The sequence below is a fragment of the Candidatus Flexifilum breve genome, assembly GCF_016713355.1.
On sequence record NZ_JADJPI010000007.1, the window covers coordinates 580,884 to 602,351 of the forward strand.

Genomic DNA, 21,468 nt, shown 5'->3' on the forward strand with positions numbered 1-21,468 from the left:
CCCTCGCCCTCTGGAGAGGGGCAGTTGAGCGCAGCGGGGGGGTGAGGTTAAACCTGTAACATCCCCGACCCCATGTAGACCGCCGTGCCGCCGACATCCACATCCACAATCTGATCGCCCGCCGTCTCGATACGAATCTGGATGATCGACGGGCGCTTCATCTCGACGCCCTGCTCGCTGACAATCGAGGCGACGCCATCGCGCGGTGTGACCAAGCCGTACTTGACCAGATACGAACCGAGTGCGCCCGACGCGATCCCGGTGGCCGGGTCTTCGACAATGCCGAGTTCCGGCGCGAACATGCGCGAATGCACCGTCGAACGGGGGAGTTCGGTCTCCAGCGTGAAGGCGAACATGCCAAACGGCGCGCCGGGGGCTTGTAAGTCGTCCCAGCGGTCAGCGCGTACGCGGATGCGGCCCATCGCGCTCAGCGTTTTGACCGGGATGAACAGGAACGGCACACCCGTCGCCACGACCTGCACGGGCTTATCCTCCATGAGATCGTCGGCGCTGAGGCCGAGCAGCCCCGCCGCCGCCGCGCGATCCTCGATGACCGCGCCAAACGTCGGGTTAGCCTGCTGCATGCTGATCAGCGTGAAGTCGCCCGTCTGCGAAATGGTCACGGGCACGACGCCGATATTCTCCTCAAGGCGCACGACGCCGGGCTGCACCAGGCCTTCGCGCAGCAGGGCGTAGGCCGTGCCGATGGTCGGATGCCCGGCGGTGGGCATCTCGGTCGTCGGCGTGAAGATGCGCACGCGGTAGTGGTTCTCCGGCTTCTCCGCCGGGGTCACAAACGTGATTTCGGCGAGGTTGAATTCGCGGGCAATGGCCTGCATCGTCTCGGTCGTCAGTTCGCCGGGATTGATGAAGACCGCCAGTTGATTGCCACCGAACGGCTGGTCGGTGAAAACGTCGTAGCGCTGGTAAGCGAGCATACTTTCTCCTTATACTTGGATATATGTGACGCTATCCTATACACACCAAGACAAGTTGTTCTTGCATTACCCCTCACCCCAACCCCTCTCCCACGCAAGCGGGGAGAGGAGAGGAACGACGAGGCTGTTGTCTCCCCTCCCTGAATTCGGGGAGGGGTTGGGGGTGGGGTCGTCGTTCACTTGGTCCGTGTGCTTCGCCTGTGGCGCCTGCGGCTAGTGCCAGTGCGGCGGGAGAGTTTGCAGGCACGATGGCGCGCAATATAATTTGTAGCATTATCCACATTTTCGTCCAGAGGTCGATCTATGCCCAAAATCCCTGTGCTGTACTATTTGGTCATCTTCGCGCCCATCGCGTTTATCGCCGATAACGCTGGCGTGGACCCGATCATCGTGTTCATCTTGTCGGCGCTCGGCCTCATCCCCCTCGCCAAGTTGATCGGCGATGCGACCGAAGAACTGGCGATCTACACGGGGCCGAAGCTCGGCGGTCTGCTCAATGCAACGCTCGGCAACGCCGCCGAACTCATCATCACCATCTTCGCGATTCAAGCGGGCCTGCTGGAACTGGTGCGCGCCTCACTCACCGGGTCAATCCTCGGCAATCTGCTGCTCGTGCTCGGCTTAAGCCTTGTACTGGGTGGCCGAAAGCACGGCACGCAGGTCTTCGATAAGCGCACGGCGGGCTTGAACGCGACGCTCCTGCTGCTGGCGGTTGTCGCGCTGGCGATTCCGTCGCTGTTTGACCGTGCGCTCGTCGAGACGCCCAATTCCGAACTGCTGTTCAGCGAAGGCGTGGCCGTCGTGCTGATCGTGCTGTATGCGCTGAGCGTGATCTACTCGTTCACCGCCAAGCCGGCGCATGATGCCGCGCAGGTCGGCGCGAAGAACGTGCCGCAGGAAGTGCCCGCCCCGGTCGCAGGACCCGCGCTCAGCGCCGTCACCGGTGAACACGCCGCCGCGCACACCGAACCCCACGGGCACCACGCCAAGTGGTCGCTGCGCACATCGATCATCATCCTCGTGCTGGCGACGATTGGGACGGCCGTCGTCAGCGAAACGCTGGTCGGCGCAGTCGAACCGGTCGTGCAGCAGTTGGGGCTGACCGAGTTCTTCCTCGGCATCATCATCATTCCGTTGGTCGGCAACATCGCCGAGCATCTGGTCGCCGTGCAGGTCGCGATGAAGAACAAGATGGAACTCAGCCTCGCCGTGTCGCTCGGCTCCAGCTTGCAGATTTCACTGTTCGTCGCGCCCGTGCTGGTGTTCATCAGCCTGTTGTTCGGTCAGCGCCTATTGCTCGTGTTCAACGACTTCGAGCTGATCGCCCTGTTCGGCGCAACGCTGATCGCCGCGTTCATCGCGCTCGACGGCGAGTCGAACTGGCTGGAAGGCGCAATTCTGCTCGGTATCTACCTGATCGTCGCGCTGGCGTTCTTCTTCCTCCCCGCAACGGTCGCGATTCACTAAATCGAGACTCAGCCTCACCCCAAGAACCTGACGATTCTTTGCCCCTCTCCTCTAGGAGAGGGGCGGTTGAGCGCAGCGAAACGGGGTGAGGCTAAACGGCCGCACTTCAATTCGGTTTTGAAGAATCTTCGTAGGGGCGCACGGCCGTATCCGTCCACAAACCTTTCTGCTTTACCGCGAAAAGTCCGCATACGTGTCGGAATACGGCAGGCTGTAGTTCGGGTCAAATTCCGGCAGTAGACCATCTGCTGCGCTGAGCAGCGCCCACGCCATGTCGCGCCCCGCGTGCGCTTCGCTCACCGAGAAATCACCGCGCTGACCATCGAGCACCATGTATTCGCGCCGCAGCCATTGACCGATCCCGTAGCGAATGGGCGCATCTTCCGGGAGTTCGAGGTAGAACGGCAGCAGCGCGGGGATCGCATCCTCCGACACATTGCGCAGGTAGCCGATGTCGAGCTCATGCCCGGCACGGTAGCGGTCGATGTTCTGGCGCATGATGGTGTAGTCGACGTTGATCAGGTTGAGCGACCCCAGGTAGCCGATCACGCAGATCACCACGCCGAGCGAAAACACGTTCGGGCGCACGCGGAACAGCATCAGCAGGAAGAAACCGTAGAGCACCGCCAGCCAGCCCATAAAGACGTGCGGATACAAGCGCAGATGCGTATAGCCGTAGACTTCTTCGTAGAGCGACAGGCGTAGGTGCGCTGACCACAGCATCACCCCGGTGAGCGCGACGATCCCAAGCGCCAGCCCACGGAATACCCGCTGCTGCATCCCCTGCTGGCGGATGGTCACGTAGTCGAGCCACAGCATCAGCGCCAGCGTGAGCATGGATACCGCGACCAGTTCAAAGAAGCCGCGCCGCGCGTACTCGGCGTAAGTGAAACCGTCCAGACTGATGTTGCTCTGTCCGCCGAAGAAGTAGGCGAACTGGATGAGCACGAAGACGCCGAACAAGCCCATGACCGAGCCGAGCACGATCCCCGCTTCGACCAGATTAAGCGTGAAGGCGCGCTTTTTGCCTTTGGGCGCAGCGGGCGCTTCTTCCTCGGCGGGCAGTTCCTGCGCGGCTTGGTCGCCGACCTGCACATAGCGCGCGGTCGGGCGTTTGAGCACGGCATAGGCCAGCCCACCGCACGCGAACCACGCGAAGAAACCCACGATCACCGACTGTTCGAACAGCGCCTCGACGCCCCGAAACTGAAACAGCGCTGTCACCTGGTTGATGTACTGCGCGAACACCTCATCGGCGGAGGCCAGCAGCAGACCGAAGACCACGACAATCGGCACGGCGAGCATGAGTCCGCGCACGACTGAACTCACGCCGCGTCCGTGCAGTGGGCGATTTTGCCGAATCCAGCGCCCGGATTGGATGATCTGATCGACGGGCATGAAGACAGTGGTGACGCCCGTCTCGATCAGCGCGATGAGGTGCGCTGCCAGCGGGTCGCGGTCGAAGGCGTTGGCCAGCGGGAAATAATGCGCGATAAGCATAGTCAGAGCCAGCACCGCGGCGAGATTCAAAAAGGTGATCGTCTCGTCGGCGCGCACGGCGACCATGACGGCGAAAAAGATCAGCGGGACGAACAGCCACAGGTTGCGGCGCAGCGTCGCCTGCCCGGTGATCTGCTTGAAGGCGAACAGCGCCGCGGTCAGCAGCAGCACGTAGAGCGGCAGGGACAGCCCGAGCATGCGATTGTAAAAGAGAACGTTCCCGATAATGCCGAGCGCCAGCCCGAAGACCACCGCCACGAGCGCATAAACGCGTCGATCCATGTGAGACTCCCTTGCGTTATCCATCTAGTTGTACAGGCCGACGGCGCGGTTTGCTCAACGCCCGCCCACTGCTTCGACGACTCTGAGAGTCCCCTGAGAGGTCAACCATCCGCTAATTTCCCCTCACCACGTCTCAGTTGGGATGCCATGGATGGCGTCCAATCAGGGTGTCCTCTGTAGGGACGAGGCATGTTGGTCAGTAACCTCACCTGCCTAACGTCCCTCTCCTGGAGAGGGGACGGCCTTGCCTGGAGGGGGGGGTTGAGCGGGTGAGGTTAGACAAAATACCAAATGACTTCATCCACGTCCCTGAAGCAGCAAGGGGGACAAGGATGGGGTGTTGAAAAGCATCCCCAAAATTTGTTTACGGACGCAATGTTGCAGTTCAGGAGAACGTAGGATTACGCCTCCTCCCAACCCCTCCGGGGGGGGAGAAACCCCCCTTGAATTCGGGGAGGGCAGGGTCGGTGCCTTCATAAGTTAAACTGCCTGGGGAGCCTACGAAAACCAGGCTTGGCGGGTGTTGTTGGCTCCCCTCCCCGAATTCGGAGGCGTGGGGTCGGGGTAGAATTCCAAACCGCGCCTTTATAAGAGACGTCAAGCACGCTATCATTGTTCCATCTTTCACAGAGATCAAACCTATGACGATTGATTGGCAGCGTGTGCTGCCCGTACTCTTCTCTATCTGCATCATCATCCTCATCGCCGTCCTGCGGAACTATTCCAAAACGCTGGCGGCCATCACCGCGACCATGCCGATCAATATGCCTTTGGCGATCTGGATTCTCTCCAGCGGGACGAACGTCTCGCAGGCGACCATGGTGCAGTTCATCGAAACGCTGATCGTCGGCTTGATTCCGACCTTCATCTTCCTGATTTTTGTGTATATCGCGGCGCGGGCGGGCTATGCCGTTGTGCCGATGCTCGGCCTCGGCTATGTGGGCTGGGCGCTTTCGTTGGGGATCTTACTGTTCATCCAAGCGCAGTTGGGGCGCTAAGTCACTATGAATCTGCTGGCAATGAACCTCGCCCAGAGGCGTTTCGTCTTCTTTGTGATCATGGCGGGCGGGCTGCTCGGCTTGATCGCCATCACCTGGTTTTTGATCAGCCTGACGCTCGGCACAGGCGAGCGCGTCAAAGCGGTGTCGCTCGTCGAAGGCTACACCGTGCGCGAATTCGCCGCGCTGCTCGATAACGACGCCTACCCGCCGACGGTCGCCGTCGCCGCCGATGGCACCGTCTACACGGGCAGCTTCGCCAGCGGCGCGATCTGGTCGATCAGCGCGGACGGCGCGACCATGACCGAACTGCCGAACACGCGCGAGGTCATCCGCTCCGTGAGTGCCATTGCGGTCGCGGGGGATGGCGCGCTGATCGTGGTCGATCAGCTCGATACCGACCCGCGCAGCGTCGGTGGTTCGCTGTGGCGCATCGCCGCCGATGGGGCAATCGCCCCGTTCGGCGAGATTGCCGATGGTTTCAGCGCGCCGAACGACCTCGCCATTGATGCGGCGGGGCGCGTGTATGTGAGCGACCCCGGTCGCAACGAGGTGTGGCGCTTAGAGGCGGATGGCAGCGGCGCGCAAATCTTCTGGGTTCCCCCGGCGTTGGAGACGGAAAATCGCCGCGCAGTTACGGGGTTGGCGTACGATGCGACGACCGACTCGCTCATCATCACCGATCCCGAAGTCAATGAGATTTACCGCGCCCCCATCGCCGGAGGTGTGGGCGAACTGCTCTATCAACACGGTCAACGCGCCGATGCGCCCGGTTTTGACGGCGTGACGGTCACGCCGGACGGCACGATCTATGTGGCGGCGCTCGGTCAGAACGGGGTGGCGCGCGTCGCCGATGGCGAACTCAACTATGTGGTCGGGCTGTTCCGCGGCGCGGCTGATGTTGAATATGGCGCGCCGAATCGCCTGTACGTCGCCAACTTCGATCAGGCGTCGCTCGTCATCCCGATTGTCGAGCCGCAGCTCCCCTTCGCGCTGGATGTGATCGACCTGCCGCAGTAACCTGTTTTCCGCCGCGGTGCGTTAATATGGTTGGGATCAGGCATGCGCGTGTTCAAAAAGCATCCTTAGAGTCTTTCCACTCACGAGCGGACGCGATTTATCGCGTCCCTACGAAAACAAATCAGGCTTAGCAAACGATGCTGTCTCCCCTCCCTGAATTCGGGGAGGGGCCGGGGGGTGGGGTCGGCATCTGGCATTTTTCAACACTGTCATGACTTGTCCCTCTTTGTTTGATGCGGAACCTGAGGAAGAGGCTTGCCTCATCCCTACAGAAGTGCCATTTCCAGTTCAATAACAGCCTTATTTAGGAGAACAACACTGTGCTTGAATCGATCCTCACCTACATCATCGGCTTGATCGGCGGGATTGGCGTGGGTATTCAAACGCCGTTAGGCGGGGTGATGAGCGGGCGCGTTGGCCCGGCGGCCAGCAGCCTGATCGTCCACTTGAGCGGCGCGGTGCTCTCACTGGCGCTGCTCGTAGCCCGGCGCGGCGAAAACATTGGCGATTGGCGCGCGCTGCCGCCGTACATGTTTCTGCTTGGGCTGTTCGGCGTGCTGATTATGGTCACGGTGAGTCACACGCTGCCGCGGGTCGGCGCTGGCGTCGCCGTCACGCTGATCATTCTCGGCCAGTTGATCGCCGGGATGATCATCGATCATTTCGGCTTCTTCAGCGCTGCCCGCCCGATTGACCTGACGCGCGTGATCGCTGCCGTGCTGCTCGTCATTGGCGGGTATCTGATGGTGAAGTAACGACCAACTACTCCGCGGGGCTCCACACGGTGATCGACCCATCGCGCGCGCCGGACGCCATGTATGAGCCATTCGGCGAAAAATCGAGCGCGAGCACGGGCTTCTGATGCCCGTAGATCGTCGAGAGCTCTTTGAGCGTGGACATACACCACAGCTTGATCGCGCCATTGATGCCACCCGTCGCCAGAATGTCGCCATCCGGCGCGAACTGGCAGCACCACACCGGCGCGCCCTGATTGAAGGCGATGGTTTGCTCCAAGGCATGCGTGTTCCATAGGCGCACCGACTGATCGGCGGAGACCGACGCGAGGTGTTTGCCATTGGGCGCAAACGCCACGTTATTGACCTGATCCGTATGTCCGGTCAGCGTGCCGATCAGCGCGTAGCTCTCCGCATCCCATAGTTTGATCGTTCCGTCCCACGAGCCCGTCGCCATGCGCGAACCATCGGCGGAGAACACGACTGACGACACGGACCCGGTATGCCCGGTCAGCGTGCCGACTTTCTGCTGGGTCGCCACATCCCAGACCGTCACCGTGTGATCCCAACAGGCACAGGCGATGCGCGTTCCATCGGGCGAATACACGATCTCAAACAAGCGCGTCCCGTGCGTACCGAACTGGGCAACCGACTGATTCGTCCCTACATCCCACAGCATCAAGGTGCTGGTGTTGCCAAATTTCGCACCGAGCGCCGCCGCGAGGACTTTGCCATCGGGCGAATATTCGAGGTCGTAGAGCGCGTCGCGGTTGGCGAGCGTGAGCACTTCATGCCGGGAGGCCATATCCCACACCTTGATCAAGCCATCCGACGACGCCGACGCCAACGACAGACTGTTGGGCGCGAACGTCAGGCTGCTGATCGGCTTGTCGTGCCCGCGCAGGCTGGCCTCCTGCCGCATGGTTGTCGCATTGTCCGAGGTGATCAGCTTGCGAATCAGCGTGTTGGGAATCGACGGCGGCGTGATGACCGCGGTCGGGCTGTCGTTCACGTTAATCGCCGGACGACCGAGCAGTTGAATCAGCGCGTCCATGTCATAGCCGATCCACTGGAGCGGGCGCAGTTCCGGCAGCAGTTTGGCTTCGCGGCAGATCACCGGGATAATCGGTTTGTTCTCGTCGAGAAAGTAGCGGTATTCGAGGCGCACATACTTTGATTCCAGCGCGTCCGGCGAGACGCACAGGATCATGCGGCCGCATTGATCGAGCGCGGCATTGATCTCGTCGCGCCAGTCCTGCCCGCCTTGCAGCAGATGTTGATCCACCCACACCGAAAAGCCCGCTTGGCGCAAACGGTCGACCAGGGGGCGCACATGCGACTCCCAGTCCCGGCGGCTGTAGGAGATGAAGATGCTTTCCGTTCCGGCGTTACTGCTGGTGGTGGTCATATCTGGCGACTCTCGTATAATCCACAGCGTTAATTATGAAACCCGTTAAATGAATAAGCAAGCACGGTACACGGCAGCGTAGGGAGGTAGTCCATGAGACGCATACTAATCACCGGGACGTCACGCGGCATTGGCTTGGAACTGGCGCGGCAGTACGCCGCCCGCGACGAGCGCGTCTTCGCGACCTACCGCACGCCCTCGGCAGCACTCAAAGCGCTGGAATCGGTGCGCGTGACGCTCATCCCGCTGGATGTGGCCGATCCGGCCAGCATCGAAGCCGCCTATCACGCGGTCAACGCGCAGACCGATTCACTCGACGTGCTGATCAACAACGCGGCGATCAGCAATGAAGGGGACGAACGCCTCGGCACGTTCGAACAGGCGTCAATGCTGAGCATGTTCCAGACGAACACCATCGCGCCCGTGCTGATCATGCAGCGCTTTTTGGAACTGCTCAAACGCGGGGCAACTGGCAAGATCGTCAACCTCGTGTCGGAACTCGCCTCGCTGGAACTGCGGGACGCGAGCTACGCCGCGACCTACTGCGCGACCAAAGCGGCGCTCAATATGTACACACGCTCGCTGGCGCATGACCTCAAGCCGCTTGGGCTGACGGCGTTTACGATTGATCCGGGTTGGGTACAAACGGATATGGGCGGCAGACATGCGCCGCTCACGCCGGAGCAATCGGTGAGCGGCATCCTGCGCGTCATCGACCAGGCAAACCGCGATGCGAACGGTCGCTTTTTCCGGCACGACGGCGCGGAAATGCCGTGGTGAAAGCCAACCTCACCCCCTAACCCCCTCTCCCTTGGGAGAGGGGGAAACGAGCGCAGCGAGTGGGGGTGAGGCTAGACTACTTCAGTCTCTTCTTCGCTTCGTACTGCACGAGCGAGACGATGCCGCTCAAGCCCGCGCCTTTGCCCATGCTGATCTCGCGCCCGAAGATTTGCGGCACGATGTCGGTGCTCACCTGCGCCACCTGCTCGACGGGCTGACCGTCGAGCGTCTCTTTGAGCAGCACGCTCATCGCCATCGCCGACAAACCCTGCGGGTTCAGCACGTCAAAATAGAAGTCCAGCGTGCCATCGGGACGATCCACCGCCCACACATAGGCGTCGGATTCGCAGGCGGGCGCTTTGTGTTCCGCCCCATACGGCTTGATCGCCACCGCTGCTGGCACTTTGGCCTCGTCAAAGCGATCCGCCATTTCGATCAGCAGATCGACACGTTCTTGCCGGTCGGTGATCGACTGCATGTCCGCGACGATCTCCGCCAGCCCTTCGGGATACTTCGCCATTGGTTTTACCGTTCTACCGGGCCCCCCCGGGGGGGGGGAGGGTCCGGGCCCCCCCCCCCCCCCCCCCCGCGGGGCGCCCGGCCCCCGTCCCCTTCCCCTTTGGCGTTCAATCGGCACGCCGACGAGATTGCCCCATTCCGTCCACGAGCCATCATAGTTGCGCACGTTCGGGTAGCCGAGCAGGTACTTGAGCACGAACCACGTATGCGACGAACGCTCGCCGATGCGGCAGTAGGTGACCACGTCCTTATCCGGCGAGAGTCCCTGTTCCTGCTCGTAGAGGGAGCGTAGTTCGTTCGCGGGGCGGAACGAACCGTCTTCCGGGTTCACCGCTTTGCTCCACGGCACATTCTTCGCGCCGGGGATGTGCCCGCCGCGCAGCGCGCCTTCGTTCGGGTAGTCGGGCATGTGCAGCCGTTCGCCTGTGTATTCGGCGACGCTGCGCACGTCGACCAGCGGTTTGCCCGCGTTCGAATGCTGCAAGACCTGATCGCGGAAAGCGCGGATCTGCGAGTCGTCGCGTTCCGGCGCGGTGTACTGGGTCGCGGCGTGGCTCGGCACTTCACGCGTCAGCGGACGGCCTTCGCGTTCCCACTTGGCGCGCCCACCATCCATCACCTTGGCATTGCTGTGACCGAACAACTGGAACACCCAGAAAGCATAGGTCGCCCACCAGTTATTCTTGTCGCCGTAGAAGATGACCAGCGTTTGCGGCGTCACGCCGATGCGCGACATGAGCGCCTCGAAGCCCGCTTTGTTCAGGTAGTCACGGCGCAGGGGGTCGTTGAGGTCCATCGTCCAGTCGACCTGCACCGCGCCGGGGATGTGACCGCTGGCATAGAGGAGCGGATCTTCGTTCGATTCGATAATCCGCAGATTCGCGTCTTTATGATGCTGGGCAACCCACTCCGTCGAGACGAGGACGTCGGGGCGGGCATAGCCACGCTGGGAAATGTCTTGCGCCATGTGTGTGCTGCTCCTCATGAATAAACAAGATGACTGTGATAGTAACTTGTCTGAGGAGAAAACAAAACCCTCAGGTCGGAGGGTTTTGGTTAAACGGTTGATGAGACGATCTACGTCACCTTGATCGTCCCGTCGCCGGGGAGTTCGACTGTGCCGGTGAGCGCGTCGAGGCTGAGGCGGCAGTCTCTGAGCTTGAGCACGATGTACGTGTCCGGCGGCACGTTCACCTGAAAGGCCGCCGACGCGACCGATCCCACCACCGGACGCCGCCGCGCGACCACATACACGCCCGCCTCATCCTGATCGGTCGCGATGCGCCACGCGAACGGCACTTGCAGATTGGCGATCACTTCGACCGCCGGGTCGGGGCGGCGCAGCACGCGGACTTCCGCGCTTTCAAGGTCCATATACAGCGTGATCGCGCCGCTCACGTTGAAGCGGTAGGTCTGCGACTGGCGCGCCATCTCCGCGACCGTCGACACGGCGCTGGCCAGTTCGTTGAGCGTGTTCAAATGCTGCTGCATGCGCTGCCTTTCTCAAAACTTGCCTATGCGGTCGTGCCATTTTCTCCCCTCTCCGAAAAGAAGAGCGAGGAGAGACGTTGCGAGTGCTGTTGTCTCCCCTCCCTGAATTCGGGGAGGGGCTGGGGGTGGGGTCGGAATCTGACCTTTTTCAACACCCTCATGCCTTGTCCCTATGTAAGCGATCTGATTTCCCCTCTCCTCTTTTCGGAGAGGGGGCGGGGGTGAGGTTGGTCGGTAACTGCGTAAAATCCCGTGATCGCCCGCCAAACCGCTCAGGACGAGGCATGCCTCGTCCCTACACAATGCCTCCGATCGGTCTCCCCTCCCTGAATTCGGGGAGGGGCCGGGGGTGGGGTTGGTCTACCCCACATACTTCTGTTTGAGCGCCTTGCCCGCCAGCGCCGCGACATCCCGGAACAGCTCTTCCGCGAACGTCTCTTTTTCTTCCTGTCCCAGCGTGAGGAACAGATCGACGCGGCTTTGCAGCGGTTCGCATTCGTCCTCATCATACGGCGCGAGGTGATCGAACAGCAGCTTGTGCGCGCCTTTGCGCTCCATCACTTCGATCCCGTCGAGAATCTGGCGGTGCGGCGGCCCTTCCCAGATGTTGAGGATCATCGCCTCGCGCAGCAGGCGTTCGACGCCGAACTCGGCCAGCGTGCCCATGCCGCCGTTGACCTCCATCGCCCACTTGGCGGTCTGCACGGCCTGTTCCGCCGTCCAGTACTTCGCCAGATGCGTGATCAGCCGGAACAAGTGGAAGCGATTGCTGTACTGCGGGGCGGGTTCGCGCCACACTTCCGCCGCCATGCACGCCGATTCCCATGCAAGACAGAATGCGATCCGCAGCGCTTCGACACGGTCTTCGATCTGCTTGCGCATGAGCGGCTGGTCAGCCAGCTTCTTGCCGAAAATCTCGCGCCCCTGGGCGAAGATCAGCGCTTCGGCCAGTGCGCGCTGCATCAGCGCGACGCTGCCCATATTGTTACACACCCGCGAGAGATTCAGCACTTCCATGATGTGATAAATGCCCTGTCCCGGTTCGCCGAGCAGGTAGGCTTCGCTGTCGCGCAGTTCGATTTCCCCGGTGGGGACGGAACGCGTGGCGATTTTATCTTTCAGGCGGCGCACATGGTAGTTGAGCGAACCATCAGCGCGCAGCCGGGGCACGACGAACAGCCCAAGCCCGCGCACACCCGCCGGAGCGCCTTCGGAACGCGCCGCGACGACGGCCACCTCCGCGCCCGCGTTCGAGCAGAAGTACTTGTCGCCCGTGAGCGTCCACGCCTCGCCATTTGGCCGCGCGACTGTTTCGACGGTTGCACCGAGATCTGATCCGCCGCGCGCCTCGGTCATCCACGTTGCACCCTGCCACACCGTGTCGTCGTGACGCAGCATAGGCGGCAAAAAGCGCTCGCGGATGTCGGGCGCGGCGTACTTGTCGATCACGGCGGCGGTGCTGAACGAGACTGTATATGGGCAGTAGAGGCCGGGATCGTAGTAGGAGGTCAGGTAGCCGATGAGGAACGATTCGGCGAATTTGTTCTCGTAGCCCCGCCAGATCGCGCCCGCTGTGTAGCCCCGCCGCAGCAGCCGCCAGTAATCCGGCGGGTAGTCGATCTGGTCGATGCGCTGGCCGAAGCGGTCAAACTGCTTGAGCCACGGCGTCCCCGCCTGATCGACAGCCGTTGAAATCGTGCGGCCTTCCGCCTCCCAGAAGGTTTCCAGCTCACGCAGATAGGGCAATTCCGTTTTGAGTCCGTGTTCGAGGAAATTGGTTGGGGAGAGGAGTACGTCTGCGCGCATGATCAGGACCTTTCTACGCCTCTGTGTTACCTCTATTGTAACGGGAATCACCCCCAAACCCTATGACTACGGCGAGGCGCGGCGGTAATGGACACAGGCTGTGCGCTGGAGCGTACCTGCTCGCTAAAACCGTTCGCTAGGCAAATTGCGGAATCACTCCCCTCACCCCCTAGCCCCCTCTCCCACGCAAGCGGGGAGAGGGGGAAATCGGTCTCCCCTCCCCGAATTCGGTTGAGGACAGGACACTTTTAACATGGGGAACCCTTAAGGAGCTCGTTTGAGGGAAAACGTGGTTTGTAGGGACGCGCAACGGCGCGTCCGTTGCGCCCCTATTCCGGCGGACGCCCCGTTGGGCGTCCCTACAATCCCCTCGATTGTTAAAACTGTCCCTCCGTCAACTGAATTCGGGGAGGGGATGGGGGTGGGGTCGGCACCGGTACCAATGACCCTCGCCAAGATCTTCGCTATCAATTACAATCGACATAAATCAGATGAGGGACTTGCCGATGAAAATTCTACTTGCGGGCGCGACCGGGGCGGTCGGGCGGCGGCTGCTGCCGCTGCTGGTGGCTGCCGGGCACGAAGTCACGGGGACGACACGGCACGCCGATAAGCTCGACTATATCGCCGTGACGGGCGCACGCCCCATCCTCATGAACGCGCTCGAACGCAGCAGCGTCTACAGCGCGCTGCAAACTGCCCAGCCCGACGTAGTCGCCCATCAACTGACGGACTTGGTGGCACGCGACTTTGCCGCCAATTCGCGCTTACGCGTTGAAGGCACGCGCAATCTGGTCGATGCGGCGCGCGCCTGCGGCGTGGAGCGGATGATCGCCCAGAGCATCGCGTGGGTGTGCGGCGCGGGCGAGCGTCCGTCCACCGAAGACGACCCGCTCGACCTCGACGCGCCGGAGCCCCGCTGCCGCACCGTGCTGGCGGTCAAGGCGCTGGAAGATGCCGTCACGGAGGTGCCGAACGGCGTGGTGCTGCGCTATGGTCTGCTGTATGGGCCGGGGACGTGGTACGCGCGGGATGGCTTGACGACCGAACAGGTGCGGAGTGGCGCGCTCACCGCCACCGATGCCATCGCGTCGTTTGTCCATGTCGAGGATGCGGTGCAGGCCGCGCTGGCGGCGCTGACATGGTCGCCGGGGGTGTACAACATCGTCGACGATGAGCCCGCCGCGGGCACCGATTGGCTGCCGTATTACGCCAGCCTGATCGGCGCGCCGCCGCCGCCGATTGAGCATCGGCGTGACGCGTGGGAACGCGGTGTCTCCAATGCGAAGGCGCACGCGGCCGGCTGGAACCCCACTTACCCATCATGGCGCGTGGGGTTCCAGCAGGAACTGGGCGCTACCGGGTGACGCGCTGCATGGTCGAGCCGTAGCCGCCGCCATCCGGGTAGATCCAGGCGCCGCTTGCGGTGTTCCCGTCCGCGCTGAACGTGCCGCGGTAGTAGGCGGGTGAACCACGCTCTCCGCCCCAGATCGTCAGCGTGTCGCCGAGCAGTTCATAGGTGTATTCGAAGGTGTTGCCCAGCGTGTCATAGATGCGTGACTTGATGTCTGCGCTGGGCTCGCCGCCGAAGGGCTGCTCGTGCCCGATGATCTCGATGCCCTGCACATGGTGACCACCGTGATCGAAGTCGAAGCGCTGCATGAGGAAGAAGCCGCCTTCCAGCCATTCAAAGCTCACCGTGCCCTGCACGCTGCCGGAAACTTCCCATGTGCCGACCAAGCGATCCAGCGATTGCAAATCGGGATTGGGTGTCGGCGTGGACTGCGCAGCGTATTGCTCGCTCATTCTGGTTTTCCCCTTGGGCTTAGGCGGCGGTCTTCATGGTGGCGAGATGTTCGTCGAGGCGGTCATACGTCTCGTTCATACCATATTCCATACCCGAGGCGATGACGGCATCCCGGTCGGCCTGCGACTCGTAGCGCACCTGCATGTGCATGGTCGTCTTGCCGTTGGCCTCGGTGAAAGTCGCCGTAACCAGACTGCCGTGCCCCGGCATCATTTCGAATTCTTCGGTATATGCCAGACGATCATAGGGGGACAGCTCGCGAACTTCGCCGGAGAAGCCGATGTCGACCCCATCCTCGCCCACCGTCACGAACCGCCACTGCCCCCCGACCCGCGCGTCGAACTCGCACACGGTCATGGTGTCGGCGCGCAGGCCGTACCAGTGGCGAATGTGCTCGGGCTGCGTCATCGCTTCAAAGACGAGGCGGCGCGGCGCGTTGAACACGCGGGTGATCTCGATATCGCGGTCGGTCGGGATCGTCAGCGTGGCTTTGTATGTCTGGCTCATGGTGCTCTCCTCAGGCAGATGTTCGAACAAAACTGGTCAGTTGTGACAGCGCAGCGTCAATCTAATATACCATATTGGTTATATAACTGTCAAGGTATATAGAAGACTTGTTCGAAAATTCGTTCGAAACAACGGACGAGCCTACGCTCGTCCGTTAGTGATTATTAGGGGTAGAAGCCATTTGACGAAGCTGCTTGTTTGTGTGTAGGGGCAAGGCACGCCGGTAAGTGCGTAGAACACCGTGAAAATCGGTTACGGGTCGGTTTTGGGATTTCGCGGACGCGATAAATCGCGTCCCTACGAGAAAATTGTCCTTGTGTAGGGACGCAATTATGCAGTTTAAGAAAACGATACGGATTACCCCTCACCCCCAACCCCTCTCCCACGCAAGCGGGGAGAGGGGAGAAAAGACGCTTTTGCTGGCTCCCCTCCCCGAATTCGGGGAGGGGCCGGGGGTGGGGTCGGATACACAGGGCAGTCACGCAAAATCATCGCCACTCGGCTGTTTTATCCCTAACTCACGTTACAAATAGAGGGGCTCTTCGTAGGGGCGCACGGCCGTGCGCCCCTACGAACAAGCCTCGCTTATCTGTGAATAGATGCCGGACGCAGCATTTAGCCTTCCACGGCGACCGGCTCGGCGTTGGCGACGTGCGCGCGCCGCGCCATACCGAACACATACAGCACGAGGAAGAGGGTGGCGCAGATGACGATGTACGGCGCGATGACGCCGATGCCGAAGTTATCCGCCAGCGCCCCGGCGATGCCCGGCAGCAGCGCGACGCCAACGCCCGCGCCTGCCACCTGAAAGCCGATGGCATTTGGCGCGTGCTGCGCGCCAACCATCTTCGGCGTGGTCGAAATCAGCAGCGGGAAGATTGGCGCTTGCGAGAAGCCGAGCAGAATCAGACCAGCATAACCGATTTCGGGAATGGGACTCCACCACAGCATGATCGCCCCGGTCAGCGCGCTCACAATGCAGCCAATGAACACGCGCGAAGAGAAGCCCTTGAGCAGCGTGCCGAAGATCATGCGGCCAATGGTGAAGCTGCCCCAGTACACGCTGACGAGATAGCCCGCCAGCGCCGCATCGACGCCGCGCGCTTCAGTGAACAGGTTGAACGACCACTGTCCCGGCGTCGTCTCCAGCCCGGCATAGAGCAGCAGCAGCAGCACGCCCAACCACACAATCGGGCGGCGCAGCGTCGCCAACATGCTCACCTGACGGCCATCCGCGCGGTGCGCGGCGGAGGTTTTCCACCAACCAGCGGAGAGCGTAAACCCGACCACGAGCAGGACTTCAAACACGGCGACCAGCCCGTAACCGACGCGCCATGACAGGTCATCCGCGAGGATCGCCGTCATGATGGCTGGGCTGATGGTGACGCCCACACCGAAGAAGGCGTGCAGCCAGTTCATGGCGCGCGCGCTGTGATGTTCGGCGATATACGAGTTCAAGCCGCCATCGATCAGGCCGTTGCCCAAGCCCGTGATCAAGCCGCTGAGCACGACGAGTTCCCACGCGGGGGCGAGCACGTAACCAGACAGGCCGAGCGCCATCACGCCCGCGCCGATGATGAGCATTTTGCCCGCGCCGATGCGCCCCATGACCTGCCCGCTGAAGAAGCTGGCGGTCAGATAGCCGATGGTGCTGGCGGTGAGGAGCTGCAGCAGCGTACCATCCAACGTAATGTTGAACTCCGCTTGCATGGGCGTCCACGCGACGTTGATCAAGCCCGTCACCAGCCCTAAGCCAATGAACGAAGCATAGGCCAACCCGATAGTGATGTACGTGCGATTCACAATAATTTCCCTTAGGTGCTGACGCTGCCTGCCGATTCATGACAAGGTCAGGACGAGGTATGCCCTCGTCCTGACGTTGATCTAGCCGATTTGTGTTTCCCGCGCCGAATTCAGGTTACTTGACCGCAACCACGCCAAACGCCTCATTGCGGCGCGTGACGCTGCGGAAGCCCGCTTTACCGAGGCGGTCGATGACGCCTTTGGCTACGCGCGCGCCGAACGGGCTTTCGAGGTCGCCGATGTAGTGGAACAAACGGCCATTCGGCTTCAGGATGCGATGCAGTTCGCGGTAAAACTCCCCGGAGTATAAATCACCTGCGAGCTGCATGGTAGGCGGATCATGAATGATGCGCGCGAAGGTTTCCGGCCGGAACGTGCTGACCTCGTCGAAGCTGTCGGCAATGCGCCGTTCGATCTTTGGGCTCGCGAACAGTTCGCGCGACCACGGGTTTTGTCGCGCGACTTCCATCACGGCGGGATCAAGCTCGATGGTGATGACTTTCTCGGCGGTGTGCGCCGCTTGAATCGCTGTGTAGCCCAACCCCATCGACGTGTCGAGCACGGCCCCGGTCGGGTTCGCCGCCTTGATCTTGGTCAGCGTGTCCTGAAACGGATTCGTCCCTTTGATGCGGTGCATCGGGAAGCCCGCGATCAGAATGGTCGGGGCGCTCTCGGTCGGCATGAGCGAACAATGGCGGTTCGTCACGTCGGAGAAGGCCTGAATTTTGCGGATCGTGTCGCCTTCCAGCGCGAAGCACGCGACTTCCTGCTCAGTGATCTCTTCAGCATCTTCCCACGAGAGGCTGGCGCCGTCCGCAAACGTGATGCGCTCACCTTGCACGGGGACTTGAATGCTCGTCAGGCCGAGATCCGGCGACGTGACCGCCGTCAGTTCGCCACGTTTGCGCGCGACCAGCAGCGGTTTGATCTGAAAATGGGACAACACAATCATGGCCGAACCAACTCCACCCAATATTCGCCGTTCATACCCTCAGCAGTATACCCCTGGACGCCCTCATAGTTCACGTACCACCAGGCGGTATTTTCGCTGCATTCCGGCCCGAAGATCACCTGGAAGGTCGCGCCACCGGGGATTTGCCCGACCACATCGCCGGAAGTCGAGGCGATGCTGCGCAGACGGTTGGCCGCGCCGGGCGTCACCCGCGCCTGCTGGCCGGGGAAAATCCGCGACGGCATGAAGCCGGGGCAGACGGGCTGCTTCGCGAGCATGATCGCTTCCAACTGCGCGAAGTTCGCCGCCACGGGCGTGAAGTTCGCCAGCACAGGCGCCGCGGTCGCGCCGAGATCCGGCGTGGCGAGGATGGACAGCCGCCCGCCAATCGCCAGCGAGCCCAGCACCTGATCCTGCATACCTGGCACGGTGAAGTGATGCACGATGATTTGATCCGCGTTGTCTTGCAGGGCGAGGAAGCCATCGGTCGTGCCGATCACTTCCGGCGGCTGGAACCCTAGATTAATCGGATTCATGCCGCCCGCACGATTAATGAGCATGCCCGACCCATTGTTGACGGCCAGCACATACTGCCCATCCGCCACCCATTCTGACTGGCCGACGCTGAGATCCACCACATTCGGGTCATTGAAGATCACCGGGGACATGGAGGTGATTTCGTGCTCCCCCGTCTGCCCCTCAAAGGTCGGCAGGAAGGCCGCCGACGGCTTGTAGACCAGAATGTTCTGGATGGGGAAGTAGGCGGTCGGCTCGGTGCTGAACGGGTAATCGGTCGAGTAAGCGCGGGAGACGATTTCACGCGTGACCGCGAGCTGTTCCGCGAAGATCGAGAAGATCACCCCGGTCACGGGCATGTAGGCGAACGTATCGGGACTCCACTGCGCGTATTCGCCCTCAAACGGCGGTTCGCAGGCGTAACAGCTCGGGTACATATAGATGCCGTTTGCATCCCAGTCGCCCAACTGATACCAACCGTTAATGCTGCTGGTGAGGCCGGTCATCACGATCTGCTCAGTGTAATCGGTGAATGTGCCCGTCGTTACATCGACCACACCAAAAATCCCGCGCCACGGATAGTCGGGGCCAACTGCGCCGACGACCGTCGACAGGGCAAAGCGCGTCCCGCTCGGATCAAACCCGCTCATGGTATAGGCGCCGGGTTGGTTGAAAGGCAGCGTCAGTTCGTAGAAGGTTCCAAGCTTCAAATCCGCGACGCGCGGCGGGTAGGACGTGCTGTAATCCGCCGAACTCTGCGTGACGACGGCATACCGCAAATCAGACGAGACCAGCATCTGCGTGAGATTGGAGGAAATGATCATCCCGGCGGGCAGCGGAATCGGCGCTTGCACCCCATCCGGAGTGATGCGGTAGATATTCCAGTTCGCGCCCAATTGAGCCGCAACCGTCACCTCCCACGCGCCCGCTTGCGCGCTGACGAGCGTGGGTGCAATCAACAAGACGAACAGGATGGGGAGAAACAGTCGGCGAATCATCAAAGCTTGCTCCTTAAGTTGGGGACGGGCGAAGACGTTTTTGGAGTTGAAGCAGGTGAAAACCACTGCTCTTAGTGTAGCGCCACTCTGACCATCGTAAACCATAACGCCTGTTTGCATCGGTTGATCGCAGGGCGCGAGTGGGGATAAGGCCTAAAGTGGTCTTTCGAAAGTCTTCGTGTAGGGGCAGACCTGTGTGTCTGCCCGGTTTCGGGCGCACACGCAGGTGCGCCCCTACATGCGTTCGTGGATTTGTTTCGAGAACCTACTTTAGTCTTACCCCTAAATCCCACCTAGCCTCGGAGAGAGGAGGTGCATGCGCTGACGGACCTTATTCCAAAACTGTCGGCGTCTAAACTGAATTTGGGGAGGGGTCGGAAGCAATGGATACGATCTAGAGAGTGTGGTAAAAACCCGTTTGGGACGCTCTCTTCATCGCGTGTGCAGACCGCGAACACCGACCGTTCTACCTGCTTCACCGTCGTCTGCACTTATCACAATGCCCGTGCGCACCCGTTTCACCCCTCACCATCTTCTCAGATGTTCATTATTGCCTTAATTAAGGAATACGCGTATCCTTAGAAAGGAGATTTGTTATATTTGCAATTGAGGCAGCATGACAACTCAGCAGGTGTTCCGCAACACGCTGGTGGTGATTTTGACCATTGCAGCGGCTTATGCCTTATTTCTCAGTATCCGCATTCTGATCGTGATGCTCGTCGCCATCATCATCGCCTCGGCCGTTCGCCCCGTGGTGCTCTGGTTATCTCACCGCCGCATCCCGCACGGCCTCGCGATTTTGTTGGTGTACGCCGCGCTCATGCTGACCCTCCTTGGGCTGCTGCTGGCGGTGCTGCCGCCCGCGGCGAATCGGCTCGCCGGGTACATCGAAAACGAGGATCGGCTCGCCAGCCGCATCATCGTCGCGCAGGATTGGCTCGAAAGGAACATCGAACAGCGCTTCAATAGCGACATCACGCTTCTGGACGAAGACGGCATTCGCGAGACGGTGACGAACATCGTCACCCAACTGCGCGAATCCATTCCGGCGCTGGCGGGCGAGTTCGGCGGTCTGGTCGGCGACTTTGTGCTCACCGTCGTGATGGGGGTGTACTGGCTGACCTCCCGCGACTCCGCGATCAATTTTCTCTCGTCGCTCTTCTCCATGGGGCGCCGCATGCGCATTCGCGAGATGTTCACCGAGATTGAAAGCACGCTCGGGTCGTATGTGCGCGGCGTCGGTCTCGTCGTGCTGTTCGTCGGCGTAGCGAATTTCATCCTGCTGACCCTCTTCGGCGTGCCGAACGCGGTCACACTTGGGTTCATCATCGGCGTGACGACGGCGCTGCCGATCATCGGCGGTTATATCGGCGCGGCCGCCGCGACTCTGCTCGCGCTGCTCAGTTCGCCACTCCATGCCGTGTTCGCGCTGGTCAGCTTCGTGCTCGTGCAGCAGGTCGAAAATCATTATCTGACGCCGCGTGTGATGGCGAACAGCGTCAACCTGAACCCGATTCTGGTGATCCTTGTGCTGTTCATTGGCTTCAGCGTCGGCGGCGTGATCGGCGGTCTGCTCTCGGTGCCGCTGGCGGGCACAGCCATGATTCTGCTGCGCCACCTGATCATCGAGCCGAAGCGGGAAGAGGTCGCGGCCTCGGTCCCGGTGAAGGGCGGCATTCTGCTCACCGCCCCCGACACCAAATTGGATGTGTCCCCGAGCGCGTAGGCTGAATCTGCACCATCAGCCGAATTCAGGGAGGGGAAACTGCGGGTTTTTCAAGTCCCCTCTCCGAGAAGCAGGACAGTTTTAACAATCGCGGGAATTGTAGGGACGCCCAACGGGGCGTCCGCCGGATGGGGGCGAAACGGACGCGCCGTTGCGCGTCCCTACGAAATACGGTTGCCCTCAGGCGCGAATCTTAATGGGGCCCAATATTAAAAG

At 61.3% G+C, this 21,468-nt stretch carries 18 protein-coding genes and 1 pseudogene; 7 read left to right on the plus strand and 12 right to left on the minus strand.

What is annotated here, in order from left to right:
• Positions 1-47: 47 nt before the first annotated feature.
• Entirely contained in the window at positions 48-938 is an 891-nt protein-coding gene (locus IPK17_RS08130; RefSeq protein ID WP_343417187.1) for a PhzF family phenazine biosynthesis protein, read from the minus strand.
• Between the two features lie 303 nt (positions 939-1,241).
• Here IPK17_RS08130 and cax point away from each other — a divergent pair, with 303 nt between their 5' ends.
• Positions 1,242-2,405 carry a calcium/proton exchanger gene (gene cax / locus IPK17_RS08135; protein WP_502748532.1) on the plus strand — a complete coding sequence of 388 codons (1,164 nt, stop codon included), beginning with the start codon at positions 1,242-1,244 and terminating at the stop codon, positions 2,403-2,405.
• 171 nt (positions 2,406-2,576) lie between these two features.
• Here the strand turns inward: cax and IPK17_RS08140 are convergent, their stop codons facing one another.
• Positions 2,577-4,187: a DUF4153 domain-containing protein gene (locus IPK17_RS08140; protein ID WP_343417188.1), complete on the minus strand. Its 1,611-nt coding sequence runs from the start codon at positions 4,185-4,187 to the stop codon at positions 2,577-2,579.
• A gap of 641 nt (positions 4,188-4,828) precedes the next feature.
• On the opposite strand from IPK17_RS08140, the gene IPK17_RS08145 reads away from it, so the two are divergent.
• The 3 genes from IPK17_RS08145 (at position 4,829) to IPK17_RS08155 (ending at position 6,960) form a co-directional block, all read left to right on the plus strand.
• Positions 4,829-5,185 (plus strand): hypothetical protein, encoded by a 357-nt coding sequence (locus tag IPK17_RS08145; RefSeq protein ID WP_343417189.1) that lies wholly within the window; start codon positions 4,829-4,831, stop codon positions 5,183-5,185.
• Between the two features lie 6 nt (positions 5,186-5,191).
• Positions 5,192-6,205, plus strand: coding sequence for an SMP-30/gluconolactonase/LRE family protein (locus tag IPK17_RS08150; RefSeq protein ID WP_343417190.1), 1,014 nt, complete (start codon positions 5,192-5,194; stop codon positions 6,203-6,205).
• Between the two features lie 320 nt (positions 6,206-6,525).
• Positions 6,526-6,960: a DMT family transporter gene (locus tag IPK17_RS08155; RefSeq protein ID WP_343417191.1), complete on the plus strand. Its 435-nt coding sequence runs from the start codon at positions 6,526-6,528 to the stop codon at positions 6,958-6,960.
• 7 nt (positions 6,961-6,967) lie between these two features.
• Here IPK17_RS08155 and IPK17_RS08160 read toward each other — a convergent pair whose 3' ends face one another.
• A complete protein-coding gene (locus IPK17_RS08160) occupies positions 6,968-8,347 on the minus strand; it encodes a toll/interleukin-1 receptor domain-containing protein (protein WP_343417192.1) in 1,380 nt (459 codons plus the stop codon).
• Positions 8,348-8,440: 93 nt separating this feature from the next.
• Here IPK17_RS08160 and IPK17_RS08165 point away from each other — a divergent pair, with 93 nt between their 5' ends.
• Positions 8,441-9,127, plus strand: coding sequence for an SDR family oxidoreductase (locus IPK17_RS08165; RefSeq protein ID WP_343417193.1), 687 nt, complete (start codon positions 8,441-8,443; stop codon positions 9,125-9,127).
• Positions 9,128-9,203: 76 nt separating this feature from the next.
• Here IPK17_RS08165 and IPK17_RS40990 read toward each other — a convergent pair whose 3' ends face one another.
• The 4 genes and pseudogenes from IPK17_RS40990 to IPK17_RS08180 form a co-directional block, all read right to left on the minus strand.
• Positions 9,204-9,647: a SufE family protein gene (locus IPK17_RS40990; RefSeq protein ID WP_502748553.1), complete on the minus strand. Its 444-nt coding sequence runs from the start codon at positions 9,645-9,647 to the stop codon at positions 9,204-9,206.
• A 102-nt stretch (positions 9,648-9,749) separates the two neighbouring features.
• Positions 9,750-10,613 (minus strand): annotated as a pseudogene (locus IPK17_RS08170) (sulfurtransferase); the annotation flags it as partial.
• A gap of 110 nt (positions 10,614-10,723) precedes the next feature.
• Complete coding sequence (locus IPK17_RS08175) at positions 10,724-11,137, minus strand: hypothetical protein (protein WP_343417194.1); 414 nt, start codon at positions 11,135-11,137, stop codon at positions 10,724-10,726.
• A 360-nt stretch (positions 11,138-11,497) separates the two neighbouring features.
• A complete protein-coding gene (locus IPK17_RS08180; protein ID WP_343417195.1) occupies positions 11,498-12,943 on the minus strand; it encodes an acyl-CoA dehydrogenase family protein in 1,446 nt (481 codons plus the stop codon).
• A 506-nt stretch (positions 12,944-13,449) separates the two neighbouring features.
• Here IPK17_RS08180 and IPK17_RS08185 point away from each other — a divergent pair.
• Entirely contained in the window at positions 13,450-14,310 is an 861-nt protein-coding gene (locus tag IPK17_RS08185) for an NAD-dependent epimerase/dehydratase family protein (RefSeq protein ID WP_343417196.1), read from the plus strand.
• On the opposite strand, the gene IPK17_RS08190 is transcribed toward IPK17_RS08185, so the two are convergent.
• From IPK17_RS08190 to IPK17_RS08210, 5 genes are all read right to left on the minus strand, one after another.
• The gene (locus IPK17_RS08190; RefSeq protein ID WP_343417197.1) at positions 14,300-14,749 is read right to left on the minus strand and encodes a hypothetical protein; all 450 of its coding nucleotides are present in this window, start codon (positions 14,747-14,749) and stop codon (positions 14,300-14,302) included. The genes IPK17_RS08185 and IPK17_RS08190 overlap by 11 nt on opposite strands.
• A 19-nt stretch (positions 14,750-14,768) precedes the next feature.
• The gene (locus tag IPK17_RS08195) at positions 14,769-15,257 is read right to left on the minus strand and encodes an SRPBCC family protein (protein ID WP_343417198.1); all 489 of its coding nucleotides are present in this window, start codon (positions 15,255-15,257) and stop codon (positions 14,769-14,771) included.
• 615 nt (positions 15,258-15,872) lie between these two features.
• Positions 15,873-17,060, minus strand: coding sequence for an MFS transporter (locus IPK17_RS08200; protein ID WP_343417199.1), 1,188 nt, complete (start codon positions 17,058-17,060; stop codon positions 15,873-15,875).
• 115 nt (positions 17,061-17,175) lie between these two features.
• The gene (locus tag IPK17_RS08205; RefSeq protein WP_343417200.1) at positions 17,176-18,012 is read right to left on the minus strand and encodes a methyltransferase domain-containing protein; all 837 of its coding nucleotides are present in this window, start codon (positions 18,010-18,012) and stop codon (positions 17,176-17,178) included.
• A complete protein-coding gene (locus IPK17_RS08210; RefSeq protein ID WP_343417201.1) occupies positions 18,009-19,526 on the minus strand; it encodes an SH3 domain-containing protein in 1,518 nt (505 codons plus the stop codon). Before IPK17_RS08210 ends, IPK17_RS08205 begins: the two co-directional genes overlap by 4 nt.
• Positions 19,527-20,142: 616 nt before the next feature.
• Between IPK17_RS08210 and IPK17_RS08215 the strand changes: the two genes are divergently transcribed.
• On the plus strand, positions 20,143-21,252 hold the full coding sequence (locus IPK17_RS08215; RefSeq protein WP_343417202.1) for an AI-2E family transporter: 1,110 nt from the start codon (positions 20,143-20,145) through the stop codon (positions 21,250-21,252).
• Positions 21,253-21,468: the final 216 nt, after the last annotated feature.